Below are 25688 nucleotides of genomic sequence, written 5' to 3' on the forward strand. Positions count from 1 at the left end.
TGTTCCTTTGGGAAGTTGAGCGGTTGGGGGATCCGTTCAAGGGGTTTCTTTTGCAGCTCGGGGGCAAGCTGGGGCTGCCCAGCGAGAGGGATGGTCCGTACCTGCTCCTGAGGGGCCTGGTTCGCCTGCTCAACTATGAAGTCACCCAAGAACTCTTGAAGCAGGCTAAGGGAGGGCGAGGAAGGAGTTTTGGGTAAAGCCCTGGGTATACTGCTAGCGGAGGTGCTATGGCGTATGAAGAAAGCTTTGGTACTCGCGGCCCTTTTGGGGCTCGCCCTAGCCCAGCAGGCCAAACCCGAGGACGTCATCAAGGAGCAGTGCGCCAAGGCCAAGGTGGTGGCCGAGCTATGGCACGGCTTTACCGGCGGGGCCCCGAAGCTGGCCTTGGAGAACCTGGTGGTGGAGTTCAACAAGGCCCAGCAGGGCCGTTGCGTCCGCCCCGTGCCCCAAGGGGGGTACCGGGACCTCTCCACCAAGATCAAGGCCGCCTTCGCCGCCGGGAAGGTGCCGGCCATGGCCCAGGCCTACGAGAACAACATCGCCCTCTACCTCGAGGCCAAGGCCCTCTTGCCCATTGAGTCCTTGGGGGTGAGGCTCCAGGGGGTAAACCTCGCCTTCCTGAATGCGGTGCGCTTCGGGGGCGTGGTCTACGGGGTGCCCTTCAACAAGAGCATCCAGGTCCTCTACTACAACAAGGACCTCCTGAAGAAGCACGGGGCCAAGGTGCCCACCACCCTCGAGGAGCTGGTGGCCCTGAGCAAAAGGCTTTCCCAAGCGGAAGGGGGCCCGGTCTTCTGGTTCCAGCCCGACGCCTCCACCTTCGCCTACTTCTTCTTCAACCTGGGGGGCAGCTACCTGAAAAACGGCAAGCTCGTCTTGAACTCCAAGGAGGCGGTGGAGGCCCTCACCCTCCTGCAAAACGGGGTGAAGGAGGGGTGGGCCAAGGCCATCACCTCCGGCTACATCAACCAGAACCTGGGCTCCGGGCCCTACGCCTTCAGCGTGGACACCTCCGCCGGCTACACCTACTACCGCCAGGGGGCCAAGTTTGACCTGGGGGTGGCCACCCTTCCCGGAAGCAAAGGGCAGGTGGGGTTTGGTTTGGTGCAGGGCACCAACCTGGTGGTCTTCCGCCAGGCTTCCAAGGAGGAGCAGGCGGTGGCCAAGGACTTCCTGCAGTTCGTCCTGAGCCCCCGGGCCCAGGCGGTCTTCGCCACGGCCACGGGGTACGTGCCCGTGACCGAGGCCGCCCTCAAGGACCCCGTTTACCAGGCGTACGTGGCGGAAAACCCCGACTACGCCACCATCGTCCGCCAAAGCCGCTACGCCAAGTTTGAGCCCGCCTTGGCGGAGTGGGAGCAGATCCGCTTTGACATCCTGGGCCAGGCCATCAAGGAGGCCATCCTGAACAAGGTGGACCCCAAGGCGGCCTTGGACAAGGCGCAAAAGCTCGCCGAAGACCTCCTTTCCGGCAAGACCCGCTAGGCCAAGGGCGCTTGGGCCGCCCGCCCAGAGGGGCGGGCGGTTTGTACCACCCCGGGAGTCCCTTAGGCGAGAGCAAATGTGCGAAGGGTACCGGAGAAGAAGGGTTTAGACTGAAGGCATGCCCAAGGGATACCACGACCGCGTGGCCTTCGTGGACCTCTCCACGGGGCGGATCTGGTACGAAGGCTATGGCGAGGCCTTTTGGCGCCGCTACCTGGGGGGAAGGGCCCTTGCCGCTTACCTCCTCCTCAAGTACGTGCCCAAGGGAGCAGACCCCCTGGGCCCGGAGAACGCCCTCATCTTCGCCCCCGGGGTTCTCACCGGCACCCCCATCTCCGGCTCGGGGCGCAACACCGTGGCCGCCAAAAGTCCTTTGACCGGGGGGTACGGGGACGCCGAGGGCGGGGGCTTCTTTGGGGCCGAGCTGAAGAACGCCGGCCTGGACGCCCTGGTGGTCCTGGGCCGGGCGGAAACCCCCGTCTACCTCCACGTGGAGGGGGGGGAGGTGGCCGTCCACCCCGCTTCCCACCTCTGGGGCAAGGACCCCTTGGAGGTGGAGGCCCTGATCAAGGAGGTCCACGGGGGGAACACCCGCATCGCCCAGATCGGCCTGGCGGGAGAGAACGGGGTCCTCACCGCCAACGTCATCCACGACCTGGCCCACTTCGCCGGGCGGGGGGGCTTGGGGGCGGTGATGGGGGCTAAGCGCCTGAAGGCGGTCTCCGCCCGGGCCCGGAAGGAAACCCTTCCCGCCTACCACGACCCCGCCCTCCTCAAGGAGCTCGCCCGGCGCATGGCCAAAGAGCGCATGGAGCGGGCGGTGGGCCTCGTCACCATGGGCACCGTGGGCACGGTGAAGCCCTTTAACCTGCGGGGGGTCCTCCCGAGCCACAACTTCCTGGATGGCTTCCTCGAGGGCGCCGAGGCCCTGGACGGCACCAGCCTGGACGCTTTGGGCATCCGCATCGGGCGGGACACCTGCTACGCCTGCGCCATCCGCTGCAAGCAGGTGGTGAAGATTGAGGGCACGGGCAAGTACGACGTGCGCCCGGAGTACGGGGGGCCGGAGTACGAGGGCCTGGGGGCCTTGGGCTCCACCTGCGGGGTCACCGATCCCTACGCCGTGACCAAGGCCAACACCCTCTGCAACCAGTACGGCCTGGACGTGATCGGGGTGGGGGTGACCATCGCCTGCGCCATGGAGGCGGTGGAGAAGGGCTACCTGGACGACGAGGGCCTGGGCCTGTGCTTCGGCAACGGGGATGCCCTCATCGCCGCCATAGAGAAGCTGGCCCGCAAGGAAGGGCGGCTTGGGGCGCTTCTGGCCCAGGGGGCGAAGCGCCTGGCGGAGGCCATCGGCCATCCCGAGCTCGCTATGCACGTGAAGGGGCAGGAGGTGCCCATGCACGACCCCCGGTACAAGCGGGCCCTGGGGGTGGGCTACGCCGTGAGCCCCACGGGGGCCGACCACAACCACAACCTCCACGACACCGCCTTCGCCAAGGAGGGGAGGGCCTTGAAGGAGCTTCGCTTCTACGGGGAGGACTTCCCGCCCCTTCCCGTGGAGGACCTTTCCGAGACCAAGATCCGCATGCTTTGGACCAAGACCCGGGAGCGGGGCTTTGTGAACAGCCTGGTGCTCTGCGACTTCGTCCCCTGGACCCCCGAGGAGTGGCGGGAGGCGGTCTACGCCGCCACGGGCTGGCGCCTCACCCCGGAGGAGATGCTGGAGGTGGGGGAGCGCACCCTGCACCTCACCCGGCTCTTCAACCTGCGGGAGGGGATCGGAGAGGAGGAGGACCGGCTTCCTGAGCGCTTCTTCCAGCCCTTCCGCAAGGGGAACCCTGAGGCCCGCCTGGACCCCGTGGCCTTCCGGGAAGGGGTCTTGGCCTACCGCCGGCTCGCCGGCTGGGAAGGGGGAGTGGACCCCAGGCGGCTTGTCGCCTTGGGGCTAGAGGAGTTCCAAAACGCCCTGGCGTAGGAGGGCGGGGAGGGGGGGCTCGCCCACCTTGAGGAGGGCGTACCGCCCCCGGAGGAGGGCGAGGAGGCGGAGGGCCTTGAGGTGGGCGGCCAGGGCCTTCCGGTAGCCCTCCACCTCCTCCTTTCCCACGGGGAGGGTTTCCCCCGTTTCCACGTCCTTTAGGAGGGCTTCCCCGAAGGGCGGGGCGAGTTCCAAGGGCGAGAGGATCTGCACCAGGACCAGCCGCCGGGGGAGGAGCCGGGCCCACGGCAGGGGGTCCAGGCCGTCGGTGAGGAGGACCAGGGTCCCCCGCCCCGCCCCCCAGGCCCCGGGCCTGCCCCGCAGGAGGCGGGCCGAGGGGTCCTCCTGCCGGGCGATCTTCAGGAGGAGGGCGGCCACCGCCTCGGCGTAGGCCAGCTTCCCGTGGAGGCGCATGCTTTCGCTCTCGTCCAAGAAGAGGCGGAAGCGGGCCCTTTGCGGGGCGGTCTCCAGACGGGTGTAGAGCCTTCCCGTCTTGGCGTAGGCCCGCCAGTGGACCCGGCGCACCTCGTCCCCGGGGGCGTAGGGGCGGAGCTCGAGGAACTCTCCCCCTAGGCCCTTCTGCCGAGCCAGGCGCTCCCCGGGGTAAGGGAGGTGGGGCTTGGTGGCGAGGCGGTGGCGGATCATGCCGTCTGGCAGAAGGTGCAGACCCCCACGGGGGGGAGGGGCTCAATCACCTCCTCCCGGCTCCCCTCGCGGAAGACGGTGATCCCCTTGCACCCCTCCTTCCAAGCGGTGAGGAAGAGCCTTTCCACCACCTCCTTGGGGGTTTCCTTGGGTAGGTTCACCGTGGAGGAGATGCTTTGGTCCACGTGGCGCTGCAAGGCGGCCTGGAGGCGCACCCGCTGGAAGGGGTCCACGGTGTGCGCCGTGGGCCAGTCGGGGGCACCGCCTTTCGTGGCCCCCCGGTAGCGCCGAAGGAGGGGGTGTTCCGCCAGGAAGACCGCTCCCCCGGCGTGGCGGAGGTAGGTGAGGGCGAAGATGGGCTCAATGCCCCCCGTCACCCCAGCCAGGATGGAGATGGAGCCCGTGGGGGCGATGGAGAGGAGGGCGGCGTTCCTTAGGCCCTTTTCCACTTCAAGGATTAAGCCCTCGGGGAGGGCCTGGATGAAGGGGCTTTTGAGGTGCTCCCTGGGGTCAAAGGCGGGAAAGGGGCCTTTCTCCTGCGCCAGGCGGGCGCTTTCCCGGTAGGCCGCCTCCTTGATGCGGCGCATGACCTCCTCGGCGAGGCGGAGGGCTTCCTCCGTGCCGTAAGGGAGGCCCAGCATGGCCAGCATGTCCGCCAGGCCCATGACCCCAAGCCCGATGCGGCGGCTCCTTAGGGAGGCCTCCCGCTGGGCCTGCACGGGGTGGCGGTTCTTGCCCAGGTCCACCACCGCATCCAGAAAGCGCACCGCAAGCCGGGTGGCCTCTTCCAAGGCGGGGTAGTCCAGGTGGGCCTTGGGGGTGAAGGGGGCTTTCACGAAGGCGGCCAGGTTGAGGCTCCCTAGGTTGCAGGCCCCGTAGGGCTCCATGGGCACCTCCCCGCAGACGTTCACCCCCTTTACCTCCATCCCCCCATACTGGGCCGTGGCCCAGGTGCGCACCCGGTCCCAGAAGAGGAGGCCGGGCTCGGCGCTATTCCAGGCGGCCTCCACCAGGGCCTCCCAAGCCTCCTTGGCCCGGATGGTTGCCGTGATGTGTTCCCTTGGGCTTGTGAAGGAAAGCTGCCAGGGCTCGTCCGCCAGGGCCGCTTCCAAGAAGGCGTCCGTGGCCCTTAGGGAGAGGTTGGCGTGGCGGATTTTGGTGCGCTCGGGGTCGGTTTTGGCCTTTAGGAAGTCCAAAAGCTCGGGGTGGGTGTCGGAGAAGGTGAGCATGAGGGCCCCCCGCCTTCCCCCGCTCGCCCCCATGACCCCCGCCAGGGTGGAGAAGAGCTCCATGAAGCTCACCGCCCCGGAGCTCTCCACCCCGGCGTTCCCCACCTTGGCCCCCTTGGGGCGGAGGACGTCGGCGTTGGTGCCCACCCCGCCCCCGTAGGCGAAGGTGCGCATGGCCTCGTCCAGGAAGCGGGCGATGCCCCGCACGGAGTCTTCCCGGATGGGGAGGAAGTAGCAGTTGAAGAGGGTGCTCTTGCGCCAGTTGCCGAGGCCGAAGAGGATTCTGCCCCCGGGGACGAAGCGGAAGTCCTGGAAGAGCCCGAGGTAGGCCCCTTCCATCCCCCGGTCCACCCGGGCGGCGTGGCGGGCTAGGCGGCGCCAGAGCTCCGGGGGGGTGGCCTCCAGGGGCCTTCCTTCCCGATCCCTCAGGGCGTAGCGCCTGAGGAAGACGCTTGCCCGGAGGTCGTCCCCCCCGAAGAAGTCCAGGGCGAGCCGGTACGCTTCCTCCTCCCGGTAGGGCGTGGGCACGCCTTCAGTTTAGACCCGGATGGTCACCCGGGCCCCGGTTTCAAAGAGGTGGATGGAGTCAATAAAGCGCACCACCCGGGTGGCGTGGCCCATGACGATGGAGTGGGTTCTGGCCCCCCCGCCGAAGAAGCGCACCCCCTCCAGGATGTCCCCGTCGGTGATGCCCGTGGCGGCGAAGACGATCTCCTTGCCGGGGGCCAGGTCCTCCGTGCGGTAGACCCGGTGCTCGTCCCCGCCCATGGCCCTAAGCCGCGCCCGCTCCTCCTCGTTTTGCGGCACGAAGCGGGCCTGGATCTCCCCGCCCAGGCACTTCAAGGCGGCGGCGGCCAAAACCCCTTCCGGGGCCCCGCCGATGCCCATGACCGCATGGACCCCCGTGCCCCTTATGGCGGCGGCTAGGGCGGCGATCACGTCCCCATCGGAGATGAGCTTGACCCGGGCCCCCGCTTCCCGGATCTCCCGGATGAGCCGTTCGTGCCGGGGACGGTCCAGGACCACGATGACCAGGTCCTCCACCGAGCGCTGCAGGGCCAGGGCCAAGGCCTTGAGGTTGGCGGAAACCGGCCAGGTGAGGTCCACGAGCCCGGCGGCGGGCGGGGGGACGATGAGCTTTTCCATGTACATGTCCGGGGCGTGGAAGAGCCCACCCTTTTCGCTTAGGGCGATCACGGTCACGGCGTTGGGCAGGCCCTTGGCGGCGGTGGTGGTGCCCTCCACCGGGTCCACGGCGATGTCCACCTCGAGGCCCCCCTGGCCCAGGACCTCCCCGATGTAGAGCATGGGGGCCTCGTCCATCTCCCCCTCGCCGATGACCACGGTACCCCGGATGGGGAGCTCGTTGAGGACCCGGCGCATGGCCTCGGTGCCCGCCTCGTCCACCGCCTCCTTGTCGCCCTTGCCGGCGTAGCGGCTCGCCGCCAAGGCGGCCTGCTCCGTCACCCGCACCACTTCCAGGACGAGCCTGCGCTCAATTTCCATGGTTCCATCATAAGGGGTCTAGCCTTGGGGCCGGCGCCGGGCCCAGAGGGTTTCTGCCAGCTCCTCCAGGCCCACCCCCTCCTCCGCCAGGGTGAGGAGGAGGTGGAAGAGGAGGTCGGCGGCCTCGTGGCGAAGCTCCCCCTTATCGTGGTTCTTGGCGGCCAGGATCACCTCCCCCGCCTCCTCCGCCACCTTCTTGAGGATGCGGTCCAGGCCTTCCCGGTGGAGTCTCGCCACATAGCTCCCTTCGGGAAGGGTCCTGAGCCTTTCCGCTATGGTGGCGTAGACCCTTTCCAGGACCTCCCCGATACCGGGGGCGGTGGCTCCCGGGAGGAGGGGGCGGTGGAAGCAACTCCTTTCCCCGGTGTGGCAGGCGGGGCCATGGGGGAGGACCTTGTAGACCACGGCGTCCCCGTCGCAGTCCAAGAGGACCTCCACCACCTCCTGGTAGTGCCCCGAGGTCTCCCCCTTGCGCCAAAGGGCCTGGCGGCTTCGGCTATAAAAAGTGCTCCGCCTCGTCCTCAGGGTTTCCTCCAGGGCCTCCCGGTTGGCGTAGGCCAGGGTGAGGACCTCCCCCGTGCGGGCGTCCTGCACCACCACCGGGACGAGGCCCCGCTCGTCAAAGCGCACGGCCGCTAGGTCCATGCCCCTAGTCTAGCCGCACCCTCACGCCCCTTTCCGCCAGGAAGCGCTTGAGGTCTGGGACCCGGATCTCGCCGAAGTGGAAGATGCTGGCGGCCAAGGCGGCCTCGGCCCCCGCCTGGAAGGCCTCGAGGAAGTGCTCCTCCCTCCCTGCCCCCCCACTGGCGATCACGGGGACGTTCACCGCCTCTGCCACCATCCGGGTGAGGGCTAGGTCGTAGCCCTCCTTGGTCCCGTCCCGGTCCATGCTGGTGAGGAGGATTTCCCCGGCCCCGAGCTCCGCCCCCCTGACCGCCCACTCCACCGCGTGGAGGCCCGTGGGCACCCTTCCCCCCGCCACGTGGACCTCGGGGAAGCCTTCCCGCCACTTGGCGTCAATGGCCAGGACCACCGCCTGGGCGCCGAAGTGGTCGGCGAGCTCCTGGATGAGCTCGGGCCGCTTCACCGCGGCGGAGTTCACGCTCACCTTGTCCGCCCCCGCCAGGAGGAGCCTCCGGGCGTCCTCCAGGGAGCGCACCCCCCCGCCCACGGTGAGGGGGATGAAGACCCTTTCCGCCACCTGGGCCACCACCTCCAGGAGGATGGCCCGCTCCTCGTGGGTGGCGGAGATGTCCAGGAAGACGAGCTCGTCCGCCCCCGCCTGATCGTAGGCCTGGGCCGCCTCCAGGGGGTCCCCGGCGTCCCTTAGGTTCACGAAGTTCACCCCCTTGACCACGCGGCCGGCGTGCACGTCCAGGCAGGGAACGATGCGCTTGGCGAGGCTCATAGGGGGGGATCGTAGAGGAGCTCCACCGAGGGTAGGAGCAGGGGGGCAATGGGTTCGCCCTTGGCCACGAGGCGGTGGAGGCGGTAGAGGCCCCCCTTGGGCTCCCGGAAGACCTCGAGGCCCGCAGGCCCCGCTAGCCACACCTCGGGAATGCCGTGCCGCGCGTAGAGGGGTAGCTTCACCTGCCGGTCAAACTCCAGACCGGAAAGCCCCACCTCCACCAGGAGGAGAACGTCTTCGGCCCGTGGGTGGGCTCGGGTGTAAAAGTCCGCCCTGGGCTTAAGGAGAAGCAGGCCCGGTTGGGGCAGGCTGTCTTGGCTGAGGAGGAGGGGGCTTTGCACCCGGAGCTGGACCTGCCCGAGCACCTTGTGGGCCAAGGCGGCTAGGAGCCAATCCAAAAGCCCCGCGTGTTCGCTTCCTATGGGGGCCATCTCGTAGACCTCCCCTTCTAGGAGCTCCCACCGGGTGGCGGGATGGAGGCCTGCCAGGGCGGAAAGCTCCTCCACGGTGAAGCGGTGCCGCACCGCCATGGTCCCATTATAGGCCCCTTTTCCCTGGGCCTTCCCCGTGCTACCATCGGGGGAGTGGAACGGGTGAACGTGGTGGGCGGGGGCCTCGCGGGGAGCGAGGCCGCCTGGACCTTGGCGCGGCTGGGCGTCCCCGTGCGGCTATACGAGATGCGCCCCAAGCGCATGACCCCGGCCCACGCCACGGGGCATTTGGCGGAGATCGTCTGCTCCAACTCCCTGGGCGGGGAGGGAACGGCCAACGCCAAAGGGCTCTTGCAGGCGGAGATGCGCCTTGCGGGAAGCCTCGTCATGGAGGCGGCCTTGCGGGCCCGGGTCCCCGCCGGGGGGGCCTTGGCCGTGGACCGGGAGGAGTTTAGCGGCTACATCACGGAGAGGCTTTCCCGCCACCCCCGGGTGGAGGTGGTGCGGGAGGAGGTGGGGGAGATCCCCGAGGGGATCACGATCTTGGCCACGGGGCCCCTCACCTCGGAGGCCTTGGCAGAGGCCCTGAGGCGCCGCTTCGGCGACCACTTCCTCTCCTATTACGACGCCGCAAGCCCCATCGTCCTCTACGAGAGCATTGACCTCGGTAAGTGCTTCCGCGCCGGGCGCTACGGCCAAAGCGCTGACTACCTGAATTGCCCCATGACGGAGGAGGAGTACCGCCGCTTTTACGAGGCCTTGGTGGCCGCGGAGCGGCACGTGCCCCACGAGTGGGAGAACCTGCAGTTCTTTGAGGCCTGCGTGCCGGTGGAGGAGCTGGCCCAAAGGGGGTACCAGACCCTTCTCTTTGGCCCCCTGAAGCCCGTGGGGCTCAAGGACCCCCGCACGGGGAAGGAGCCTTTCGCCGTGGTGCAGCTCCGCCAGGAGGACAAGGCGGGGCGGCTTTGGAGCCTGGTGGGCTTCCAGACGGGGCTCAAGTGGCCGGAGCAAAAGCGCCTCATCCAGATGATCCCCGGCCTGGAAAACGCCGAGATCGTGCGCTACGGGGTGATGCACCGGAACACCTACCTCAACGCCCCGAGGCTCCTCCGGGAGACCCTGGAGTTCCAGGGGGCGGAGGGCCTCTTCGCCGCTGGGGTCCTCGCCGGGGTGGAGGGGTACTTGGAAAGCGCCGCCACCGGTTTTCTGGCGGGGCTCAACGCCGCAAGGCGGGCCCTAGGCCTTTCCCCCGTGGCCCCGCCCGAGGAAAGCCTCTTGGGGGGTCTGGTCCGCTACCTGGCCACGGCCAACCCCGAGGGCTTCCAGCCCATGTACGCCAACTGGGGCCTGGTGCCCCCCGTGGAGGGGCGGATGGGGAAGCGGGAAAAGCGGGAGGCCATGTACCAGCGGGGCCTTTCCGCCTTCGCCCGCTGGCTTCAGGCCCTCACGCCCCCCCTGCCCGCTAAAGCCCCCGCATCCTGAGGGCTTCCTCCGCCACCTCCCGCTCGTTCCAGGGGAGGGCTTCTTGGCCCCTTTCTAAGCTGTTCTCGTGCCCCTTGCCGGCGAGGAGGACGGTGTCCCCCTCCTGGGCCTCGAGGACCGCTTGGAGAATGGCCTCCCGGCGGTCCGGCACGATCCGGAACCTCCCCCCTTCCCGCCGGGCCGCCTCCGCCAGGGCGCTAAGGATCGCCTCCAGGGGCTCCGTGCGGTGGTCCTCCTCGGTGAAGAAGGTGAGGTCGGCGAGGCGGGCCGCCACCCGGCCGATGTCCTCCCGCCGCCTCGGGTCCCTTTCCCCCGCCGCCCCCACCACCAGGAGGAGCCTGCCGGGCGTGGTGCGCCTTAGGGTCCTTAGCGCCTCCTCCAGGCTTTTCCCCGTGTGGGCGAAGTCTATCACCACCCGGAAGGGGGCCTTCTGCACCACCTCCATCCTTCCCGGCACCCCGGGGAAGGTGGCAAGGCCCGCTAGGGCCTCTTCCAGGGAAATCCCAAAGTGGAGGGCCGCCGCCAGGGCCATGAGGGCGTTGTCCACGTTGTAGGGCCCCAGGAGGGGCAGGAAGGCCTCGCCCTGGCCCCAGGGGCTTTGGAGGCGAAAGCGAAGCCCCTCTGCCTCCTCCCTTACGCCTTCCGCCCACACCTCCCCCCCGGGGCCCACCAGGAGGTGGGGCCGCTTCCTTAGGGCTTCCAGGTGGGGGAGGCTCGTGTGGAGCACCGCCACCTCCGAGCGCTCCACCAAAAGGGCCTTGGCCCGGAAGTAGTTTTCCGCCGTGCCGTGGAGGTCCAGGTGGTCGTCGGGGTAGAAGCTCACGAAAAGCCCCACCCGGTAGGCAAGCCCCTCCACCCGTTTGAGCGCCAGGGCGTGGCTGGAAACCTCCAGCACCGCCGCCTTTAGCCCCCGGTCCGCCGCCTCCCGGAGGAAGGCGTAGACCTCGGGGGCCTCGGGGGTGGTGAAGTGGCCCAAGGGGGGCCTTGCTTCCTCCCCCAGCCTCAGGCCCACGGTGGAGAGGAGCGCCGCCTTCACCCCTCCCGCCTGGAGGAGGTGGTGGAGGAGGCTTGCCGTGGTGCTCTTGCCCTTGGAGCCGGTGACGCCGAAGAGGGCGAGGAGGGCGTCGGGCTCGCGGTAAAAGCGCCGGGCGAGGAGGGCTATGGCCAGGCGGGCGTCTTTCACCCGGAGGTAGGGCACGGGCAGGGATAGGTCCTTTTCCCCCACCACGGCGATGGCCCCACGGGCGAGGGCCTCGGGGATGAAGGCGTGCCCGTCCAGGGGCTTGCGGTGGGGGAGGGGCACCCCGGGGACGGCCACGAAGACGAAGCCGGGGGCCACCCGCCTGGAGTCCAGGGTGATGCCCCGCACCTCCTGGGGCGGGGCCTCGAGGCCGAAAGGAGCGAAGAGTTCCTGCAGGGTCATGGGCGTAATAGGGGGCGCAAGGCGGTAAAGAGGGCTTCCTTGGCCTGCTCGTCCTCCACGAAGTCCACCTGGTCCCCCTCCACCACGTAAACCGGCGAGAGGTCCCAGGAGGCGATGAGCTCCTCGTAGAGGCGGTTTAGGGCGAGGAGGTAGCCCTCGGGGATGTTCCGCTCAAAGGGGCGCCCCCGCTTCTGGATGCGGGCCTTCAGGGTGGGGAGGCTCGCCCGCAGGTAGATGAGGAGGTCGGGCTTGCGCAGGGCGGGGGCCACGCCGTGGAAAAGCTCCAGGTAGGTCCGCCAGTCCCGCTCGGAGAGGTGGCCTTCAAGGTAGAGGTTCTGCGCGAAGACGAAGGCGTCCTCGTAGAGGGTGCGGTCCTGGACCACGCGGGGGCTTCCGTTCACCTCCAGGAGGTGTTGCCGCACCCGCCTGGCCAGGAAGAAGACCTGGGAGGGAAAGGCGTAGGCCCCCATGTCCCGGTAGAAGTCTTCCAGATAGGGGTTTTCGCTCACTGCCTCGTACACCGGCTTGAGCCCGAAGGTTTCGGCCAGGAGTGCGGTGAGGGAGCTTTTGCCGCTGCCGATGTTGCCGGCGATGGCCACGTACATCCTAAACCCCTAGGGAAAGGTGGGCCTTCACCAACTCCACCACCCGCTTCCGGTCGGGGCCCCCCGGGGCATAGTCCAGCTGGTCCGCCTCGAGGACCAAAAGGGGGTGGGGATAGCGGGCGAAGTGCCGCTCGTAGGCCTGGGAGAGGGCTTCCAGGTAGGCGGGGTCTATGGCCCTCTCAAAGGGCCGGCCCCGCTTCTTTATGCGCTCCAGGAGCACCGGGACCGGGGCCCTCAGGTAGACGGTGAGGTCGGGGGCGGGAAGCCTGGGGGATAGCTCCCGGTAGAGCTCCAGGTAGAGGTCCCACTCGGGGCCTTCCAGGGTGAGGCTTGCGAAGATGGCGTCCTTGTCAAAGAGGTAGTCCGCCACCACCCCGCCGAAGAGGGGCCTTTCCTTTAAGCGGGAAAGCTGCCGGTAGCGGGAGAGGAGGAAGAAGGCCTGCGCCTTGAAGGCGTAGCGCTTGGGGTCTTGGTAGAAGAGGGGCAAGAAGGGGTTTTCCTCCACCACCTCCAGAAGGGGCTCCGCCCCCAGGGCCTCGGCCAGGAGCCGGGCCAGGGTGGTCTTGCCCACGCCGATGGGGCCTTCAATGGCCACGTACACGCCTCACCTCCTGGGCCGGGCCACCAGGGTCAGGGTGGCCTCGAGGCGCCGCCCTTCCCGCCACAGGGTGAGGCGCACCCGGTCCCCCGGGCGGTAGCGGGCGATGAGCCGCACCACCTCCGCCTTGTCCTTCACCGCCTTGCCGTTCACCGCCAGGATCACGTCCCCCAGGGCCACAAGCCGCCCCTGGGCGTCCCGCTGCGCCCCCCTAAGCCCCGCCCGGGCGGCGGGGCTACCCGGCTCCACCCGGTCCACCATGGCCCCTTGGGTGGTGGTGAGGCCCACGGCCCGGAGGAGGACCGGGGGAAGCTCCTCCAGGCTCACCAGGCTGGCCCCAAGCCACCCCCGCTGGGGGATGCCGAAGCGCTCCAGGTCCTGGACGCTCTGGGCGGCGAGCTCCGCCGGGATGGCCACCCCAATCCCCCCCACCCCGGAGGGCCCCCCCACCACGTCCGCCACCACCCCCACCACCTCCCCCTGCAGGTTCAAAAGGGGGCTTCCCGAGTTCCCCACGGTGAGGGGGGCGTCGGTGAAGAGGTACTCCCCCACCTCGGCCCCGATGCTGGGGTCGGGGGTGGGGACCTCCAGGGGGCCCAACCCGGCCAGGATGCCGTAGGAAGCCAAGGGCCCCTGGCCGTAGGGGAAGCCCACCAGCACCAGCCCCATCCCCAAGGGGAGGCTGGCCGCCGGGGCCTTGCTGAAGGCGAGGATCCCCGGGGCCTGGACCCCCTTCACCGTGAGGAGGGCCAGGTCAATCCCCGGATCCACGGCGAAGGTTTCGGCGGGAAAGGTGCGCCCGTCTGTTAAGCGCACGGTGAGGTCGGCCAGGTCCCGCACCACGTGGTAGTTGGTCACCACCCGAAAAGGGCTCACGAAGAAGCCCGTGCCCACCACCTGGTCTTCCCCGGGGGCGGTGGGGGTGCCCTGGATGCGCACCACCGCGGGCAGGGCCTTCTTGATCACCTGGCTGCGCGCCACCTCCTCGGGGGAGGTGAGGCGCTGCCCCAAGGCGAAGAGGAGGAGGAGGGCCAGGAGGGCGAGGCGCATGGCCTTACATTACCTCGGGGGCGGGGATGCCGAGGAGGCCGAGGCCCGCCTCAAGGGTTTCCTGAAGGCGCTGCACCAGGCCAAGCCGTAGCTCCCTCAGGCCCTCGGGGGCGGTGAGGACGGGGGTGGCGGGCTGGCCCCCTTCCTTGGCGTTGTAGTAGGCGTTCCAGGCCGCCGAAAGGTCCAGGAGGTACTGGGCCAGGACGTGGGGGGTCTTCTCCTCCGCGGCCTCGAGGACCGCCTCCTCAAAGTCCAGAAGGCTTAGGGCCAGGGCCCGCTCGTAAGGGGTGGCCTGGGCGAGGTCCGGCTCGCCCCATTCCCCGGCCTTGCGCAGGATGCTGTGCGCCCGGGCGTGGGCGTACTGGATGTAGGGCCCCGTGTCCCCGTCAAAGGAGAGGGCCTCTTGGTAGCGGAAGTCAATCTGCTTCTTGGGCTCTGTCTTGACCATGGCGAAGCGGATGGCCCCGAGGGCCACCATCCCCGCCGCCTCCTCCTTGGCGGGGTGTTCGGGGTTTTTCTCGGCGATGATGGCGAGGGCTCGGCGCCTTGCCTCTTCCAGCACCTCGTCCACGCTCACCGCCACCCCCTTCCGCCCCGACATCTGCTTGCCCTCGAGGAGCACCGTCTCGTAGGCCAGGTGGAAGGCCCCTTGGGCCAGCTCGGGGTGCCCCACCAGGGCCAAGGCGGCCCGCACCAGGGCCTGGGGGTGGCTTTGCCGCACGTCAATGACGTTGATGGTCTCCCGGGCCCTGGGGGTGTAGGCTTCCCCCTCGGGGGCGCTCGTCCTTAGGCCCGGGTAGAAGGGGTTCTCGTAGGGGCGGAAGCGGAGGCCCTCCAAAAGCCCCATCTTCCAGAACTGGAAGGCGATGTCCTTGGCGTAGTAGGTGGCGGCGCCCCCGGAGCGCACCAGGACGAAGTGGGGGTCCTCCAGCCCCGGGATGAAGGGGCTTGCGTCCATGACCAGGGCCCCGGCGTACTTGCCCTCCTTGGGGCGGAAGACGTAAGGGCTTTGTTGCAAAAGGGCCAAGGCCTTCCCCAAAAGCCCCGCCCGCACGATGTCCGACTCCCAGACCAAAAGGTCATAGTGGGCGTTCAGGGCGTGCATGGTGGCGAGCTGGGCCAGGAGGATGCGGTTCACCTCCTCCCTGAGCTCCCCCCGTTCCAGGGCGTGGAGGACCTCCTCAATCCCCGGCTGGAGCCTTTCGTAATCCGGGTCCTGGTGGAGGCGCACGTAGGCCCTGCCAGCGAAGTGATCGTACTTCTCCTTCCCATCCCAGGTGAGGCCGTAGTGCCTTAGGGCGAAGAGGGTTTCCGCCGCCTGGCGGCCGGTGTCGTCAATGTAGTTGAGGACCAGGACCTCCCGCCCGGCGTAGGCCAGGATGCGGGCCAGGGCGTCCCCCAGGGCGATGTTCCGCAGGTGGCCCACGTGGAGCTCCTTGTTGGGGTTCACCGAGGTGTGCTCAATGAGCACCAGGCCTTCCCGCTTGGGGAAGGGCTTTTTCTCCTTTAGGGCCTCGAGGAGGAGGGCTTCCGTGCGCAGGCGGAAGTTCAGGTACCCCCCCACGGGGATGGCCTCCTCCACAAAGGGGGGAAGCTTTAGGCGTTCCTTTAGCTCCTGGGCGATGGCCTGGGGGGGTTTCTTGAGCTCCTTGGCCAGGGCGAAGAGGGGGACCCCGTAGTCCCCGGGTTTGTCCTTGGGGGCCCGGGCCACCTTGGGCTTTAGCTCCAGGCCCATCTCCTTCAGGGCTTCGTGGATGGCCTCTTCCAGGGCGCGGCGCACCATCAGGGCCTCATCATAAGGGCTTTTCCCCTAAGGCGGCCTTGAGGGCCTCCGCCGCCTTGCGGTTCATCCCCGGCAGGCGGGCGAGCTCCTCCAGGGGGGCTTCCTTGAGGGCCTTGAGGCCTCCGTAGCGCTCCAAAAGGAGGCGCCGCCGGGCCTCCCCGATCCCGGGGATCCCCTCCAGCGCCCGGAAAAGCTCCCGGCTTCGGTCCTTTTGGTGCTGCTTGAGGCCGTTTTGGTGCGCCTCGTCCCGCAGGTGGATGAGGAGCCTTAGGGCGGGGTGGGTGAGGGGAAGGTGGATCTCCCGCCCTTCCGGGGTGACGAGGACCTCTTCCTTCTTGGCCAGGCCCACCAGGGGGATCCTAAGCCCGGCCCGCTCCAGCCCCCGTTGCGCCGCCCGCACCTGGCCCAAGCCCCCGTCAATGAGGAGGAGGTCGGGAAGGGGCATCTCCTTGAGGCTTCCCGTGTAGCGGCGGTAGACGCCTTCCTCCATGGCCTGGTAGTCGTCGTTCCCCGCCCTTAGGCGCATGCGGCGGTACTCCTGGCGCTTGGGCCTTCCCCCCTCAAAGACCGCCAGGGAGAAGACCCGGGCCTGGCCCTGGAGGTGGCTTATGTCGTAGGCCTCAATGCGGAAGGGGCGGGTGGAAAGGGCGAGGAGGTCCTGGAGGGCTTTGAGGGCGGGGTGGTCCCCCCGGCGCTCCCGGGCCTTGAGCTCGGTTTCCAGGGCCAGGCGGGCGTTTTTCTCGGCGAACTCCATGAGCCGCGCCTTCTCCCCCCTTTGGGGCACCCTAACCTCCACCTTGCGCCCGGCGCGGCGGCGGAGGAGAGCCTCCAGCCCAAAGAGGTCCTCCAGGGGAAAGGGGAGGAGGACCAGGGGAGGGAGGGGGGAGGCCTCGAGGTAGTGGTCCCGGAGGAAGGCCCAAAGGATCTCCTCGTCCGTGGCCTCCTCCTTCTCCACCACCCGGCTGATGCGGCCCAGGATCCGCCCGCTTCGCACCTGGAAAAGCTGCACCACCGCCAAGGCCCCGGCCCGGGCGAAGCCCAGGAAGTCCAGGTCGCCCAGCTCAGGGTCAAAGGCCTGCTGGTTCGTGGCGAAGAAGGCCTTTAGGGCCTCCATCTGGTCCCGGATCTCCGCCGCCCGCTCAAACTCTAGGCGCTGGGCGGCCTCCCGCATCTTGGTCTCCAGCTCCGCCAAAAGCCCGTCCACCCGCCCTTCCAGGACTGCCTCCACCTGCCGCACCACCTCCCGGTAGGCCTCGAGGTCCGCCTTGCCCACGCAAGGGGCGAGGCAGCGGCCCATGCTGTGGTTGAGGCAGGGAAAGCGCCGCCGCTTCATGGGGAAGCCCGAGTTCTTGCGCAAGGGGAAGTGGCGGTCAATGAGGGTCTTGATGCGCCTCAAGGCCCCCGCCTCGGGGAAGGGGCCGTAATACTTGGCCCCGTCCTCCTCCACCCGCCGCACCACCAGGAGGGTGGGGAAGGGCTCGCGGGTGAGCTTCAGGAAGGGGTAGTGCTTGTCGTCCTTGAGGAGGACGTTGTAGGGGGGGCGGTGGGCCTTGATGAGGTTGGCCTCCAGGAGGAGGGCCTCCACCTCGTCCCGGGCGGCGATGAAGTCCAGGGCCGTGGCCTCCTCGGCGATGCGCCGGGCCTTGCCCTCGGCGTGGAAGTAGCTCCTTACCCGGGCCTTTAGGTTCTTGGCCTTGCCCACATAGAGCACCTCCTCCCCCCGTTTCCAGAGGTAGACCCCGGGGGTCTCGGGCAGGGGGGGAAGCTCCTCGATCTGCACAAGCCCCATTGTAGAGTGCCCTTATGGAACCCGTGATGGTGGACGCCCACCTGGACCTGGCCTACAACGCCCGCTCCCTGGGGCGGGACCTCACCCTGCCCCTCGAGGCCCTAAGGGCCAAGGACCCCCACCCCGACACCCCCTTGGTGACCCTGGAAAGCCTCAAGGAGGCGGGGGTGGCGGTGGCCTTCGCCACCCTCTTCGCCGACCCCCGGGAGGGGGGAAGGGAGGACTGGCTGGAGGAGGTCTACGCCCAACTGGCCCTCTACGAGGCCTGGGAGAAGGGGGGACTGGTGCGGATCCTTAGGGAAAGGGAAGACCTCCTGGCCCACCTCGCCCGCTACCCCGAGGACCGGGTCTTGGGCCTGGTGCTCCTTTTGGAGGGGGCCCACGCCCTGGAGGCCCCGGAGGACCTAAGGCCCCTGCGGGCGCGGGGCCTCAGGCTCCTTTCCCTCACCTGGGCCACCCGGAACCCCTACGCCGGGGGGAACGCGGAGGAGGGCCCCCTAACGGCCAAGGGAAGGGCGCTCCTTAAGGAGATGGAGCGGCTTGGGGTGGCCCTGGACCTCTCCCACCTGGCGGAGGAGGCGGCCTGGGAGGCCCTAGGGGCCTATGGGGGGGCGGTGTGCGCCACCCACGCCAACTGCCGGGCCTTGGTGCCCTCCCCCCGCCACCTTTCCGACGAGCTCCTGAAGGCCCTAGGGGAAAGGGGCGGGGTCTTGGGCCTCGTGCCCTACAACGCCTTTTTGGACCCCGCCTGGCGGCGGGGGATGGCGCGGCTTCCCCTAGAGGCCTTCCTCCGCCACAAGGCCCACGCGGAGGCGCTTTTGGGCCCAGGGGGCGTGGGCCTCGGCACGGACTGGGACGGGGGGTTTGGCCTCGAGGCCGTTCCCCAGGGCCTAGAGCGCCACCGGGACCTAAGGGCCTTAGGGGACGCGGCCTTTTTGGGGGGAAGCTGGCTTGCTTGGCTCGCCCGCTGGTTCTAAGGGCACCACCGCCAGGGTGCAGCGGCTTGCGGCGATGAGGCGCTCCTCCTCGTCGTAGACCCTCACCTCCCAGACCTGGGTGGTGCGGCCCACGTGCAGGGGCCGGCCCACGGCCCGGATCACCCCCCTCTGCTTCTTGCGGATGTGGTTGCAGTTGATCTCCAGCCCGAAGGCGGCGTGCCCCGGGGGGCAGTTCAGAAAGCCCCCCACGCTGGCCACGCTTTCCGCCAGGGCCACCGTGGCCCCGCCGTGGAGGAAGCCGAAGGGCTGGTGGACCCTAGGGGTCACCTCCAGCTCCGCCACCACCTCCTCGGGGGTGAGCTTGAGGTAGCGCACCCCTAAGGTGTTGTCCAGGGTCTCCCCTTTTAGGAAGGCGGGAAGCTCCATGGCCTGGAGTATAAAGGGGTTGTGGGCGAGGTGCGCTTCTTCCCCGGGCTTCTCTCCCCCCCGGCGGGGCTGGATTTCCTCCGGGACCTCCCTTCCGAGGGGGGGCTCCACCTGGTGGCCTTCGCCGAAGGCGCCCTGGAAGCCCTTAAGGCGGCCTTCCGGGAGGGGGCGCGAAGCCTCGTCCTCCTTTCCCCCATCCTGCGCAAAGACGCCCTCCTCGCCGCCAAGCTAAGGGCCCTCCGCTTCGGCCTGGAGAAGGGCGGGGTGGAGGGTTTTGCCACCATCGGGCGGGCGCTTTTCTTCGGGCCGGAGGCGGCGGGAAGCGAGGAGGTCTTCCAGGTGTGGCGGGAGGGGCTAAGCGAGGAGGGGGTGCGGGCCTGGTTGGAACAGCTGGAGGGGCTTGGGGACGAAAGGCGCTGGCTTAGGGGCACGAAGGCCCGGGTCCTGGTGGTCCAAGGGGCCCTGGACGCCTTCACCCCTCCCCACCACGGCCAGGAGGCGGCGGACTTCGCCAAGGGGGAGGCTTTGCGCTTCAGCGTGGAGGGGGCGGGCCACTTCGTGCCCTGGGAGGCGATGGAGGAGGTGCGCTCCTTAGTGGCGGATTTCCTCCTGGGGGAAAGCTTCCGCCCCTTGCCGGGGGGGCTTGCCCTGTGAGGCGGACGGGCTACCTCCACCTTTACGGCCTGAACCTGGTCTTTGACCGGGTGGGGAAGGGGCCCCCCGTGCTCCTCCTGGCGGAGGAGGCCTCCCGCTGGCCCGAGGACCTCCCCGAGGGGTACACCTTCTACCTCCTGGACCTTCCCGGCCACGGGCGGACGGGAGGGCCCCCCATGGCCCCGGAGGAGCTCGCCGAGTACGTGGTGGGCTTTTTGGTCATGCTCAACCTGGGCTCGCCCCCCATCCTCACCCGGGGCTTGGGGGAGGCGGTGGGGGAGGCGCTGGCCGAGCGGGGCTACCGGGTGCGCTCTGGGGGTGTGCTGATAGAGGCCGTGTTAAAGGACCCGGGCGTTTGAGCCTCTATTTGGGTGGATGGGTGTTTAGGTGGTCTTTTGGGGCTTGGTTCCTGCCTAGTTTGCCCTGGGAAACAAGAAGTCCTCTTTGACGGTCGCGCACAGCGCCTTCTCTACCCCTCGGAGGCTCAGATGAAGCTCGGCTTTTCCTTCTAAAGGGGCAGGTTTTCCGTGGAAGGAGTAGCCTCCCCTTCTTCTTCTTCCCCGGGGGCGTCCACCTCCACCTTCATCACCTCCCTCAGGAGGCTCGTGGCGTAGCTCCCCTTGGGGAGGAAGAAGGATAGCCACAGGCCTTCCGGGCTTTCCACGAGGCTCCACTCGGCGAGGGGCACCCGGATGGGCCGCCTGGCTCCCCGGCGGGCCCGGAAGTCCTCCCGCTTTAGGCCGAAGCGGGCGAGGATCTCGTCCTCGAGGCTCCGGGCCTCCCCTTGGGCCTCGGGGTACTTCTTGCCGAAGAGGGGTCCGGTGGCGCTGATCTCCAGCCTCAGGGCCCGTTCCGCCTCCTCCGGCCTTTCCACCAAAAACTCCCCCCCCGTGGCGTGCTTCTTGGCCCAGTCCCCGGGGACCACCCGGTCGTAAAGCCCCCGCTCCATCCTCAGGGCCACCCACTCGTTGAAGAGGAGGCTTTGCAGGCTGCCGATGAGGAAGCGTTTGAGCCAGGGGCTTCCACGTCCCTTGCCCCGCTTCACCAACTCGTAGCCCTTCACCGGGTTGAGCCCCCCCAGGCCGAAGCGCTGGGGCCCGTAGTAGTTGGGCACCCCCTTTTCCTGAAGGACGCGCAGGATGGCCTCGGCCCTTTCCCGCCCCTGGGCTCCCCGGATCAGGATCCGAAAGCGGTTTCCCTTGAGGTGGCCGGTGCGGAGCTTGTTGGTGTGGAGGCTGGCGTCAAGAAGCCTCACCCCCTTCAGGTCTTCCAAGAGGCAGAGGGCGTCCTCGTACTTCCTGGGGATGGAGAACCACTGCCGGGTGCGGGCGCGCTTGTCCTTTAGCCCCGCCACCCCGATCTCCTTTTCCGGCACCCCCACCGCGTCCCGCAGGAACTCCAAGACCTCCCGGGTGGTGCGGCCTTCCTTTTCCAGGAAGAGGTAAAGGTGCTCTCCCTCTCCTTTAGGCAGGTAGGCGGGCACCTCCTCCACCTGGAAGTCCCCTGGCTCCACCCGGATGGCCCCGCCCACCCCGGGGAGGTCCTGGGTGAGGAAGGGGTAGCGCTCGGGGCGGTAGACGAGGTCCATCCCTTTATTGTCGCCTAGGGAAGGGCCTTCAGCCAAGCCTCCAAAACCCCGAAGCCGTAGCGGAAGAACCCCTCGGAGGCGAGCTCCACCCCGGCCTGCTTCAGGATCTCCTTGGGGCTTGCGCTTTCCCCGGCCTTTAGGACCTCCAGGTACTTGGGCACGAAGGCCTTGCCCTCCTCCTGGTAGCGGCCGTAGAGGGCGAGGACCACCAGGTACCCCAGGGCGTAGCTGTAGGTGTAGAAGCGGTAGTGGACGAAGTGGGGGATGCCGGCCCAAGCGGCCCGGTCCAGCTCCGTCCAGGCCACGGCTTCCCCATAGAGGCGCTTTTGCTCCTCGTCCCAGATCCCGTGGAAGGCCTCGGGGGAGAGGGCGGCCTCCTGGCGGGCAAGGAGGCTTCTCTGTTCAAAGAAGGTGTACATCACCTGGCGGAAGAGGGTGTTGATGGCGTCCTCCACCCGTTCGGCCAGGAGGAGGGTCTTTTCCTCGCCGGAAAGCCTTTCCATGAGGAGGTCGTCCAAAAGAAGCTCGGCGAAGACGCTGGCCGTCTCCGCCAAGGGGGTGGAGGCCCCGAAGTTGAGGAGCCGTTGCCCGCGGGCCAGGTAGAAGTGCACCCCGTGCCCAAGCTCGTGGGCTAGGGTGTGGGCGCTATCCAGGTCGTCCGTGTGGTTGAGGAGGACATAGGGGTGGGTGGAGGGAAGCCCCCCGCTGCAGAAGGCCCCGCCCCGCTTGCCGGGCCTGGGGTAGACGTCAATCCAGCGCTTTTCAAAGAACTCCCGGGCGATGGCCTCCATTTCGGGGGAGAAGCGGCGGAAGGCCTCGAGGACGAGGGCTTTCGCCTCCGAAAAGGGCACCTTGGGCTTCTCCCCCAACGGGGCGAGGAGGTCTTGGCTTGGGGTCTTCTCCTGGCCCAGGCGCTTGGCCTTAAAGCGGTAGTAGCGCTCCACCAGGGGGTAGTGGGCCTCCGTGGCGGCGAGGAGGGCTTCAATGTCCCTTACCTCCACCTCGTCCCTTAGGGCCACGGGCTCCAGGGGGTGGCGGTAGCCCCGAAGCTTTAGGTCCTGGAGGTAGTCCAGGTAGACCGCGTTGAAGACGGCGCTTAGGGTGGGGGCTTCGGCCGTGAGCCTGCCGTAGAGCTCCCGGTGGGCCTCCCGCCGCACCTCGGGGTCGGGGTCGCGGCGGAGGGCCCGCACCTCCATCTCCGTGAGCTCCTTGCCCTTCACCAGGAAGCGGAAGCGGCCGGTGTATTCCGTATAGAACTGGCTCCAGGCGCTTCTTCCCACCAGGCCCTTGAGGTTTAGGAGCTCCTCTTCCCGCTCGGAGAGGGTGTGGGGGGCGTAGGCCCGCTGCCTTAGGAGGAAGTGGCGGAGGTCGGCGAGGCCAGGGTGGGCCAGGAGGGCCTGGAAGGCTTCCTCGGGAAGCCGCCTTAGGGCCACCTCCAGGGGCACGAGGCGGTTCCTGACCTCGGTGAAGCGGTTCCGCACCCGGTCCAAGAGGGCCTTGGCCGTGGGGTCTTGGGTGCGGGTGGCAAAGTAAAGGCTGGCGAAGTTGAGGGGCTTGTAGGCCTTTTCCAGGGCCGCCTCGTAGCGGCGGAATAGGTCTTGGGCTTTTTGGGGGGAGAGGAGGTCCTCCGGGTCTAGGCCCTCCGCCAGGGCGAGGGCGGCCTCGAGGTCCTGCTGGATTCCGGGGTCCTCGGGTCCTTTATAGAGGTCGGAAAGATCCCATTCCACGAGGTCCAGTATAGGGTCAGTAGGGCAAGGGCCAGGTGCGGAAGTAGTTCCGTATCCGACCCCACAACCCCACCAAGCCCAGGGGCTCCAGGATGAGGAAAAGGAGGATGAGGAAGCCAAAGGCCACGTTGCGCCAGGCGGCCAAGGTGGCCGCGTACTCCGGCCCCAGGGCCCCCACGAAGCTATTTAGGACTTCGGGGATGAGGAGGACGAAGAAGGCCCCCAAGACCGCCCCCAATACCGTCCCCGCCCCGCCCACGATGACCATGGCCAGGTACTGGATGCTCACGCTCAAGGGGAAGTACTCCGGGGTCACCGCCTTGTAAAGCTGGGCCAAAAGCCCCCCGGCCACCCCGGCGTAAAAGGCGGAAAGGGCGAAGGCGAAAAGCTTCACCCGGGTCAGGTCCACCCCCGCCACCCGGGCGGAGAGGTCGTTGTCCCGCACAGCGTTGAAGGCCCGCCCGGCCCGGGTCATGAGGAGGCGCTTGCCGTAGAAGAAGAGGGGAAGGGCGAAGAGGAGGACCAGGTACCATAGCCTTTCCGGGGTGTCCAGGCTTAGGCCGAGGACCTGGGGCGGGGGCAGGGTCCGGCCCCGGATCCCCCCGGTCACCGCCTCCCAGTTCTTGAACACGTAGTCCGCCAGGAACTGGAAGGCCAAGGTGGCGATGGCTAGATACACCCCCTTGATGCGCAAGGAGGGGAGGGCGAGGACCAGGCCCAAGAGGGCGGCGATAAGGCCACCCAGGAGGATGCCCAAGGGGGCCAAGGGGCCGAAGAGGTGGCTTGCGGCGTAGGCCCCGACCCCCATGAAGGCGGCGTGGCCCAAGGAGATCTGCCCCGCCCCGCCCACCAAGAGGTGGAGGCCCAAGGCGGAAAGGGCCCCGATGGCCACCAGGGTGGCCACGTACATGGGGTAGGGCCCGAGGAGGAAGGGGAGAAGAAGGAGCAAAAGGAGGAAGGCCCAAAGGGCGAGCCGCCCCAGCGGCGTGCTGGCGTAAGCCTCGTCCTCCCGGTAGGTTTCCCGCACCGCCCGGGCGAAGCGGCGGCTATAGGCGTCGGTGAGGCGTTTGGAAAGGGCGTACACCTTAGACCTCCTGGACCTCGAGGACCGCCTCCAGCCGCCCCTCGCCCTCGAGGTAGCGGATGGGGAGGCTCACCTCCACCCGCCCCCCCTCCCCGTAAAGGGCCTGGATCACGGGGGCGTAGCGGCTTTCCACCACCTGGCGGCGCACCTTGCGGGTGCGGGTGATCTCCTCGTCGTCGGGGTGAAGTTCCTTGGGCAAAATGGCGAAGCGCTGGATGCGGAGCTTTTCCGGCAGGGTCCTGTTCACCATGCGGATCTCCTCGGCGATGAGGGCCCGCACCTCGGGGCGCTCCGTGAGGGAGAGGTAGGTGGTGAAGGGGATGCCCCGCCTGCGGGCCCAGTTCTGCACGTTCTCGGGGTCCAGCTCCACCAAGGCGGTCACGAAGGGCTTCCCGTGGCCCAGGACCACGGCCTCGCGGATGTAGGGGGAGTACTTCAGGCGGTTTTCCAGGAACTGCGGGGCGAAGCGTGTGCCGTCCGCCAAGGCCCCCACCTCCTTCACCCGCCCCAGGATCACCAGGTGCCCCCGCTCGTCAAAGAAGCCGGCGTCCCCGGTGCGGAAGAAGCCGTCCTCAGTGAAGCTTTCCCGGGTGGCCTCCTCTTGCTTGAAATAGCCCAAAAAGACCTGCGGCCCCCGCACCTGGATTTCGCCCTCCGGGCTTAGGCGCACCTCCGTGCCCGGCAAGGGGGGGCCCACGGTCTCCGGGGGGGCGTCCCCGCTTGTGTGGGCGGTGGTGGCGGCGGCGGTTTCCGACTGGCCGTAAACCTGGCGGATGTCCAGGCCCAGGGCGCGGAAGAAGGTGAAGACCTCGTTTCCCAAAGGCGCCCCCCCGGTGACGGCGATGCGGCAGGCGGCGAGGCCCAGCCGCGCCCTTAGGGGCCTTGCCACCAGGGGATAGAAAAGGGCCCGCTTGAGGTTGAGCCAAAGGCCCACGGGCTCGCCCCTAAACTCCCGGCTCGCCCCTTCCAGCAAGGCGCCCATCCCCACCCGGTAAATAAAGGCCTTCAGGAAGTCCGCGTCCTGCATGCGGCTTTGGATCAGGCTCGCCATGTCCTCCCAAAGCCGGGGAGGGGCCAGGAAGAAATCGGGCTGCACCTCCTTGAGGTCTTCCCGAAGCGTGGTGGGGTCCTCGGGGAAGTGGACCGTGGAGCCCTCCACCAGGCCCTGGACCACGGTGAGCATCTGCTCGCCGATCCAGGGCAAGGGGAGGTAGCTAAAGACCCAGGCCCCCTTCTGGAAGCCCAGGGCCTGGCCCACGGCCTCGTGGCCCGCCAGGAGGTTGCGGTGGGAGAGCATGGCCAGCTTGCTCCGCCCCGTGGTGCCCGAGGTGGGGGCGAGGAGGGCCACCTCCTCCGGGCGGCGCTTCCTTACCGCCTCCTCCCCCAGACGCTTGTCGCCAAAGGCCTGGCTAAAGGGGCGCACCTTGCCGCGGAAGTGGCGGCTCATGCCCGCCTCCTCCCACACCAGGACGAAGTCCACCAGGTGCAGGTGGGGGTAGACCTTGTCCAGCTGCTCCTCGTCGGACACCGCGATGCCCTTGGCCCCGGTGAACTGCAAAAAGTAGCCCACCTCCTCGGGCATGGCGTCGGCGTAGATGCCCATGGGCAAAGCGCCCAGGGCCTGGGCGGCGAGCTCCGCCTCCACCCACTCTGGAGCGTTGTGCCCTAAGATGGCGAGGACCTCGCCTTCCCGGAGGCCCAGGGCGTGGAGCCCCCCCGCCAGGCGCAAGACCTTTTCCCAAAGTTCCCGCCAGGAGGTCTTCTGCCACACCCCAAGCCGCTTCACCCTTAGGGCCGGGGCCTCGGGGCGCTCCCTGGCGTGGCGGTACAGGTGTGCTAAAAGGGTTCCTTCCATG

Annotated in this window: 23 protein-coding genes; 6 read left to right on the plus strand and 17 right to left on the minus strand. The window is 68.4% G+C overall.

Annotated features, from left to right (window positions below):
• The first annotated feature begins 234 nt into the window (after window positions 1-234).
• The gene (locus QT17_RS07735; RefSeq protein WP_039458663.1) at window positions 235-1485 is read left to right on the plus strand and encodes an ABC transporter substrate-binding protein; all 1251 of its coding nucleotides are present in this window, start codon (window positions 235-237) and stop codon (window positions 1483-1485) included.
• Between the two features lie 118 nt (window positions 1486-1603).
• Window positions 1604-3466 (plus strand): aldehyde ferredoxin oxidoreductase family protein, encoded by a 1863-nt coding sequence (locus tag QT17_RS07740; RefSeq protein WP_039458665.1) that lies wholly within the window; start codon window positions 1604-1606, stop codon window positions 3464-3466.
• Here the strand turns inward: QT17_RS07740 and QT17_RS07745 are convergent.
• Genes QT17_RS07745 through QT17_RS07770 form a run of 6 tightly spaced genes read right to left on the minus strand, consistent with a single transcriptional unit; the run spans window position 3437 to window position 8784 of the window.
• On the minus strand, window positions 3437-4111 hold the full coding sequence (locus QT17_RS07745; RefSeq protein ID WP_039458667.1) for a DUF58 domain-containing protein: 675 nt from the start codon (window positions 4109-4111) through the stop codon (window positions 3437-3439). The genes QT17_RS07740 and QT17_RS07745 overlap by 30 nt on opposite strands.
• Entirely contained in the window at window positions 4108-5868 is a 1761-nt protein-coding gene (locus QT17_RS07750) for an adenosylcobalamin-dependent ribonucleoside-diphosphate reductase (RefSeq protein ID WP_039458670.1), read from the minus strand. The genes QT17_RS07745 and QT17_RS07750 overlap by 4 nt, the downstream gene beginning before the upstream one ends.
• Window positions 5869-5877: 9 nt before the next feature.
• Window positions 5878-6846, minus strand: coding sequence for a class II fructose-bisphosphatase (gene glpX / locus QT17_RS07755; protein WP_039458672.1), 969 nt, complete (start codon window positions 6844-6846; stop codon window positions 5878-5880).
• Window positions 6847-6864: 18 nt separating this feature from the next.
• Window positions 6865-7491, minus strand: a complete 627-nt coding sequence (gene hisIE, locus QT17_RS07760) for a bifunctional phosphoribosyl-AMP cyclohydrolase/phosphoribosyl-ATP diphosphatase HisIE (protein WP_039458674.1) — start codon at window positions 7489-7491, stop codon at window positions 6865-6867.
• A gap of 4 nt (window positions 7492-7495) precedes the next feature.
• Entirely contained in the window at window positions 7496-8254 is a 759-nt protein-coding gene (gene hisF / locus QT17_RS07765; protein WP_039458677.1) for an imidazole glycerol phosphate synthase subunit HisF, read from the minus strand.
• Window positions 8251-8784, minus strand: coding sequence for a Uma2 family endonuclease (locus tag QT17_RS07770; protein ID WP_039458679.1), 534 nt, complete (start codon window positions 8782-8784; stop codon window positions 8251-8253). The genes hisF and QT17_RS07770 overlap by 4 nt, the downstream gene beginning before the upstream one ends.
• Window positions 8785-8838: 54 nt before the next feature.
• Here QT17_RS07770 and trmFO point away from each other — a divergent pair, with 54 nt between their 5' ends.
• On the plus strand, window positions 8839-10167 hold the full coding sequence (trmFO, locus tag QT17_RS07775; RefSeq protein WP_039458727.1) for a methylenetetrahydrofolate--tRNA-(uracil(54)-C(5))-methyltransferase (FADH(2)-oxidizing) TrmFO: 1329 nt from the start codon (window positions 8839-8841) through the stop codon (window positions 10165-10167).
• Here trmFO and QT17_RS07780 read toward each other — a convergent pair.
• From QT17_RS07780 to uvrC, 6 genes are read right to left on the minus strand one after another with little or no spacing between them, the layout of a single operon-like run.
• Window positions 10148-11590: a Mur ligase family protein gene (locus QT17_RS07780; protein ID WP_039458681.1), complete on the minus strand. Its 1443-nt coding sequence runs from the start codon at window positions 11588-11590 to the stop codon at window positions 10148-10150. The genes trmFO and QT17_RS07780 overlap by 20 nt on opposite strands.
• Window positions 11587-12195 carry a deoxynucleoside kinase gene (locus tag QT17_RS07785; RefSeq protein WP_039458684.1) on the minus strand — a complete coding sequence of 203 codons (609 nt, stop codon included), beginning with the start codon at window positions 12193-12195 and terminating at the stop codon, window positions 11587-11589. Before QT17_RS07785 ends, QT17_RS07780 begins: the two co-directional genes overlap by 4 nt.
• Window position 12196: 1 nt before the next feature.
• Window positions 12197-12796: a deoxynucleoside kinase gene (locus QT17_RS07790; protein WP_039458686.1), complete on the minus strand. Its 600-nt coding sequence runs from the start codon at window positions 12794-12796 to the stop codon at window positions 12197-12199.
• 3 nt (window positions 12797-12799) lie between these two features.
• A complete protein-coding gene (locus QT17_RS07795) occupies window positions 12800-13843 on the minus strand; it encodes a S1C family serine protease (protein WP_039458688.1) in 1044 nt (347 codons plus the stop codon).
• Between the two features lie 4 nt (window positions 13844-13847).
• Window positions 13848-15626 (minus strand): arginine--tRNA ligase, encoded by a 1779-nt coding sequence (locus QT17_RS07800; protein WP_039458691.1) that lies wholly within the window; start codon window positions 15624-15626, stop codon window positions 13848-13850.
• Window positions 15627-15636: 10 nt separating this feature from the next.
• Complete coding sequence (gene uvrC / locus QT17_RS07805; RefSeq protein ID WP_039458694.1) at window positions 15637-17415, minus strand: excinuclease ABC subunit UvrC; 1779 nt, start codon at window positions 17413-17415, stop codon at window positions 15637-15639.
• A gap of 14 nt (window positions 17416-17429) precedes the next feature.
• On the opposite strand from uvrC, the gene QT17_RS07810 reads away from it, so the two are divergent.
• Entirely contained in the window at window positions 17430-18392 is a 963-nt protein-coding gene (locus QT17_RS07810; RefSeq protein WP_039458695.1) for a dipeptidase, read from the plus strand.
• On the opposite strand, the gene QT17_RS07815 is transcribed toward QT17_RS07810, so the two are convergent.
• Window positions 18333-18779, minus strand: a complete 447-nt coding sequence (locus QT17_RS07815; protein WP_052155188.1) for a PaaI family thioesterase — start codon at window positions 18777-18779, stop codon at window positions 18333-18335. The genes QT17_RS07810 and QT17_RS07815 overlap by 60 nt on opposite strands.
• 21 nt (window positions 18780-18800) lie before the next feature.
• Here QT17_RS07815 and QT17_RS07820 point away from each other — a divergent pair, with 21 nt between their 5' ends.
• Window positions 18801-19433: an alpha/beta fold hydrolase gene (locus QT17_RS07820; RefSeq protein ID WP_039458697.1), complete on the plus strand. Its 633-nt coding sequence runs from the start codon at window positions 18801-18803 to the stop codon at window positions 19431-19433.
• Window positions 19430-19792, plus strand: a complete 363-nt coding sequence (locus tag QT17_RS07825) for an alpha/beta fold hydrolase (RefSeq protein ID WP_039458698.1) — start codon at window positions 19430-19432, stop codon at window positions 19790-19792. The genes QT17_RS07820 and QT17_RS07825 overlap by 4 nt, the downstream gene beginning before the upstream one ends.
• A gap of 149 nt (window positions 19793-19941) precedes the next feature.
• On the opposite strand, the gene truD is transcribed toward QT17_RS07825, so the two are convergent.
• The 4 genes from truD to QT17_RS07845 are packed head-to-tail and all read right to left on the minus strand — an operon-like array spanning window position 19942 to window position 25687.
• Window positions 19942-21021 (minus strand): tRNA pseudouridine(13) synthase TruD, encoded by a 1080-nt coding sequence (gene truD, locus QT17_RS07830; protein ID WP_039458700.1) that lies wholly within the window; start codon window positions 21019-21021, stop codon window positions 19942-19944.
• A gap of 14 nt (window positions 21022-21035) precedes the next feature.
• Window positions 21036-22748: a M3 family oligoendopeptidase gene (locus QT17_RS07835; protein WP_039458702.1), complete on the minus strand. Its 1713-nt coding sequence runs from the start codon at window positions 22746-22748 to the stop codon at window positions 21036-21038.
• Window positions 22749-22764: 16 nt separating this feature from the next.
• On the minus strand, window positions 22765-23832 hold the full coding sequence (locus QT17_RS07840) for a branched-chain amino acid ABC transporter permease (protein ID WP_039458704.1): 1068 nt from the start codon (window positions 23830-23832) through the stop codon (window positions 22765-22767).
• A gap of 1 nt (window position 23833) precedes the next feature.
• Complete coding sequence (locus QT17_RS07845) at window positions 23834-25687, minus strand: AMP-binding protein (RefSeq protein ID WP_039458707.1); 1854 nt, start codon at window positions 25685-25687, stop codon at window positions 23834-23836.
• Window position 25688 lies beyond the last annotated feature (1 nt).

The organism is Thermus sp. 2.9, assembly GCF_000794385.1.
GTDB lineage: Bacteria > Deinococcota > Deinococci > Deinococcales > Thermaceae > Thermus > Thermus thalpophilus.

Bases quoted from the DNA above. Each gene is read 5' to 3' on its own strand.
- QT17_RS07815 (WP_052155188.1), bottom strand. From the start codon at position 18,779: ATGGAGCTTCCCGCCTTCCTAAAAGGGGAGACCCTGGACAACACCTTA.
- hisF (WP_039458677.1), bottom strand. From the start codon at position 8,254: ATGAGCCTCGCCAAGCGCATCGTTCCCTGCCTGGACGTGCACGCCGGC.
- QT17_RS07735 (WP_039458663.1), top strand. From the start codon at position 235: ATGAAGAAAGCTTTGGTACTCGCGGCCCTTTTGGGGCTCGCCCTAGCC.
- QT17_RS07795 (WP_039458688.1), bottom strand. From the start codon at position 13,843: ATGCGCCTCGCCCTCCTGGCCCTCCTCCTCCTCTTCGCCTTGGGGCAG.
- QT17_RS07845 (WP_039458707.1), bottom strand. From the start codon at position 25,687: ATGGAAGGAACCCTTTTAGCACACCTGTACCGCCACGCCAGGGAGCGC.
- hisIE (WP_039458674.1), bottom strand. From the start codon at position 7,491: ATGGACCTAGCGGCCGTGCGCTTTGACGAGCGGGGCCTCGTCCCGGTG.
- QT17_RS07800 (WP_039458691.1), bottom strand. From the start codon at position 15,626: ATGGTGCGCCGCGCCCTGGAAGAGGCCATCCACGAAGCCCTGAAGGAG.
- truD (WP_039458700.1), bottom strand. From the start codon at position 21,021: ATGGACCTCGTCTACCGCCCCGAGCGCTACCCCTTCCTCACCCAGGAC.
- QT17_RS07780 (WP_039458681.1), bottom strand. From the start codon at position 11,590: ATGACCCTGCAGGAACTCTTCGCTCCTTTCGGCCTCGAGGCCCCGCCC.
- glpX (WP_039458672.1), bottom strand. From the start codon at position 6,846: ATGGAAATTGAGCGCAGGCTCGTCCTGGAAGTGGTGCGGGTGACGGAG.
- QT17_RS07740 (WP_039458665.1), top strand. From the start codon at position 1,604: ATGCCCAAGGGATACCACGACCGCGTGGCCTTCGTGGACCTCTCCACG.
- QT17_RS07785 (WP_039458684.1), bottom strand. From the start codon at position 12,195: ATGTACGTGGCCATCGCCGGCAACATCGGCAGCGGCAAAAGCTCCCTC.
- QT17_RS07770 (WP_039458679.1), bottom strand. From the start codon at position 8,784: ATGGCGGTGCGGCACCGCTTCACCGTGGAGGAGCTTTCCGCCCTGGCA.
- QT17_RS07810 (WP_039458695.1), top strand. From the start codon at position 17,430: ATGGAACCCGTGATGGTGGACGCCCACCTGGACCTGGCCTACAACGCC.
- uvrC (WP_039458694.1), bottom strand. From the start codon at position 17,415: ATGGGGCTTGTGCAGATCGAGGAGCTTCCCCCCCTGCCCGAGACCCCC.
- QT17_RS07745 (WP_039458667.1), bottom strand. From the start codon at position 4,111: ATGATCCGCCACCGCCTCGCCACCAAGCCCCACCTCCCTTACCCCGGG.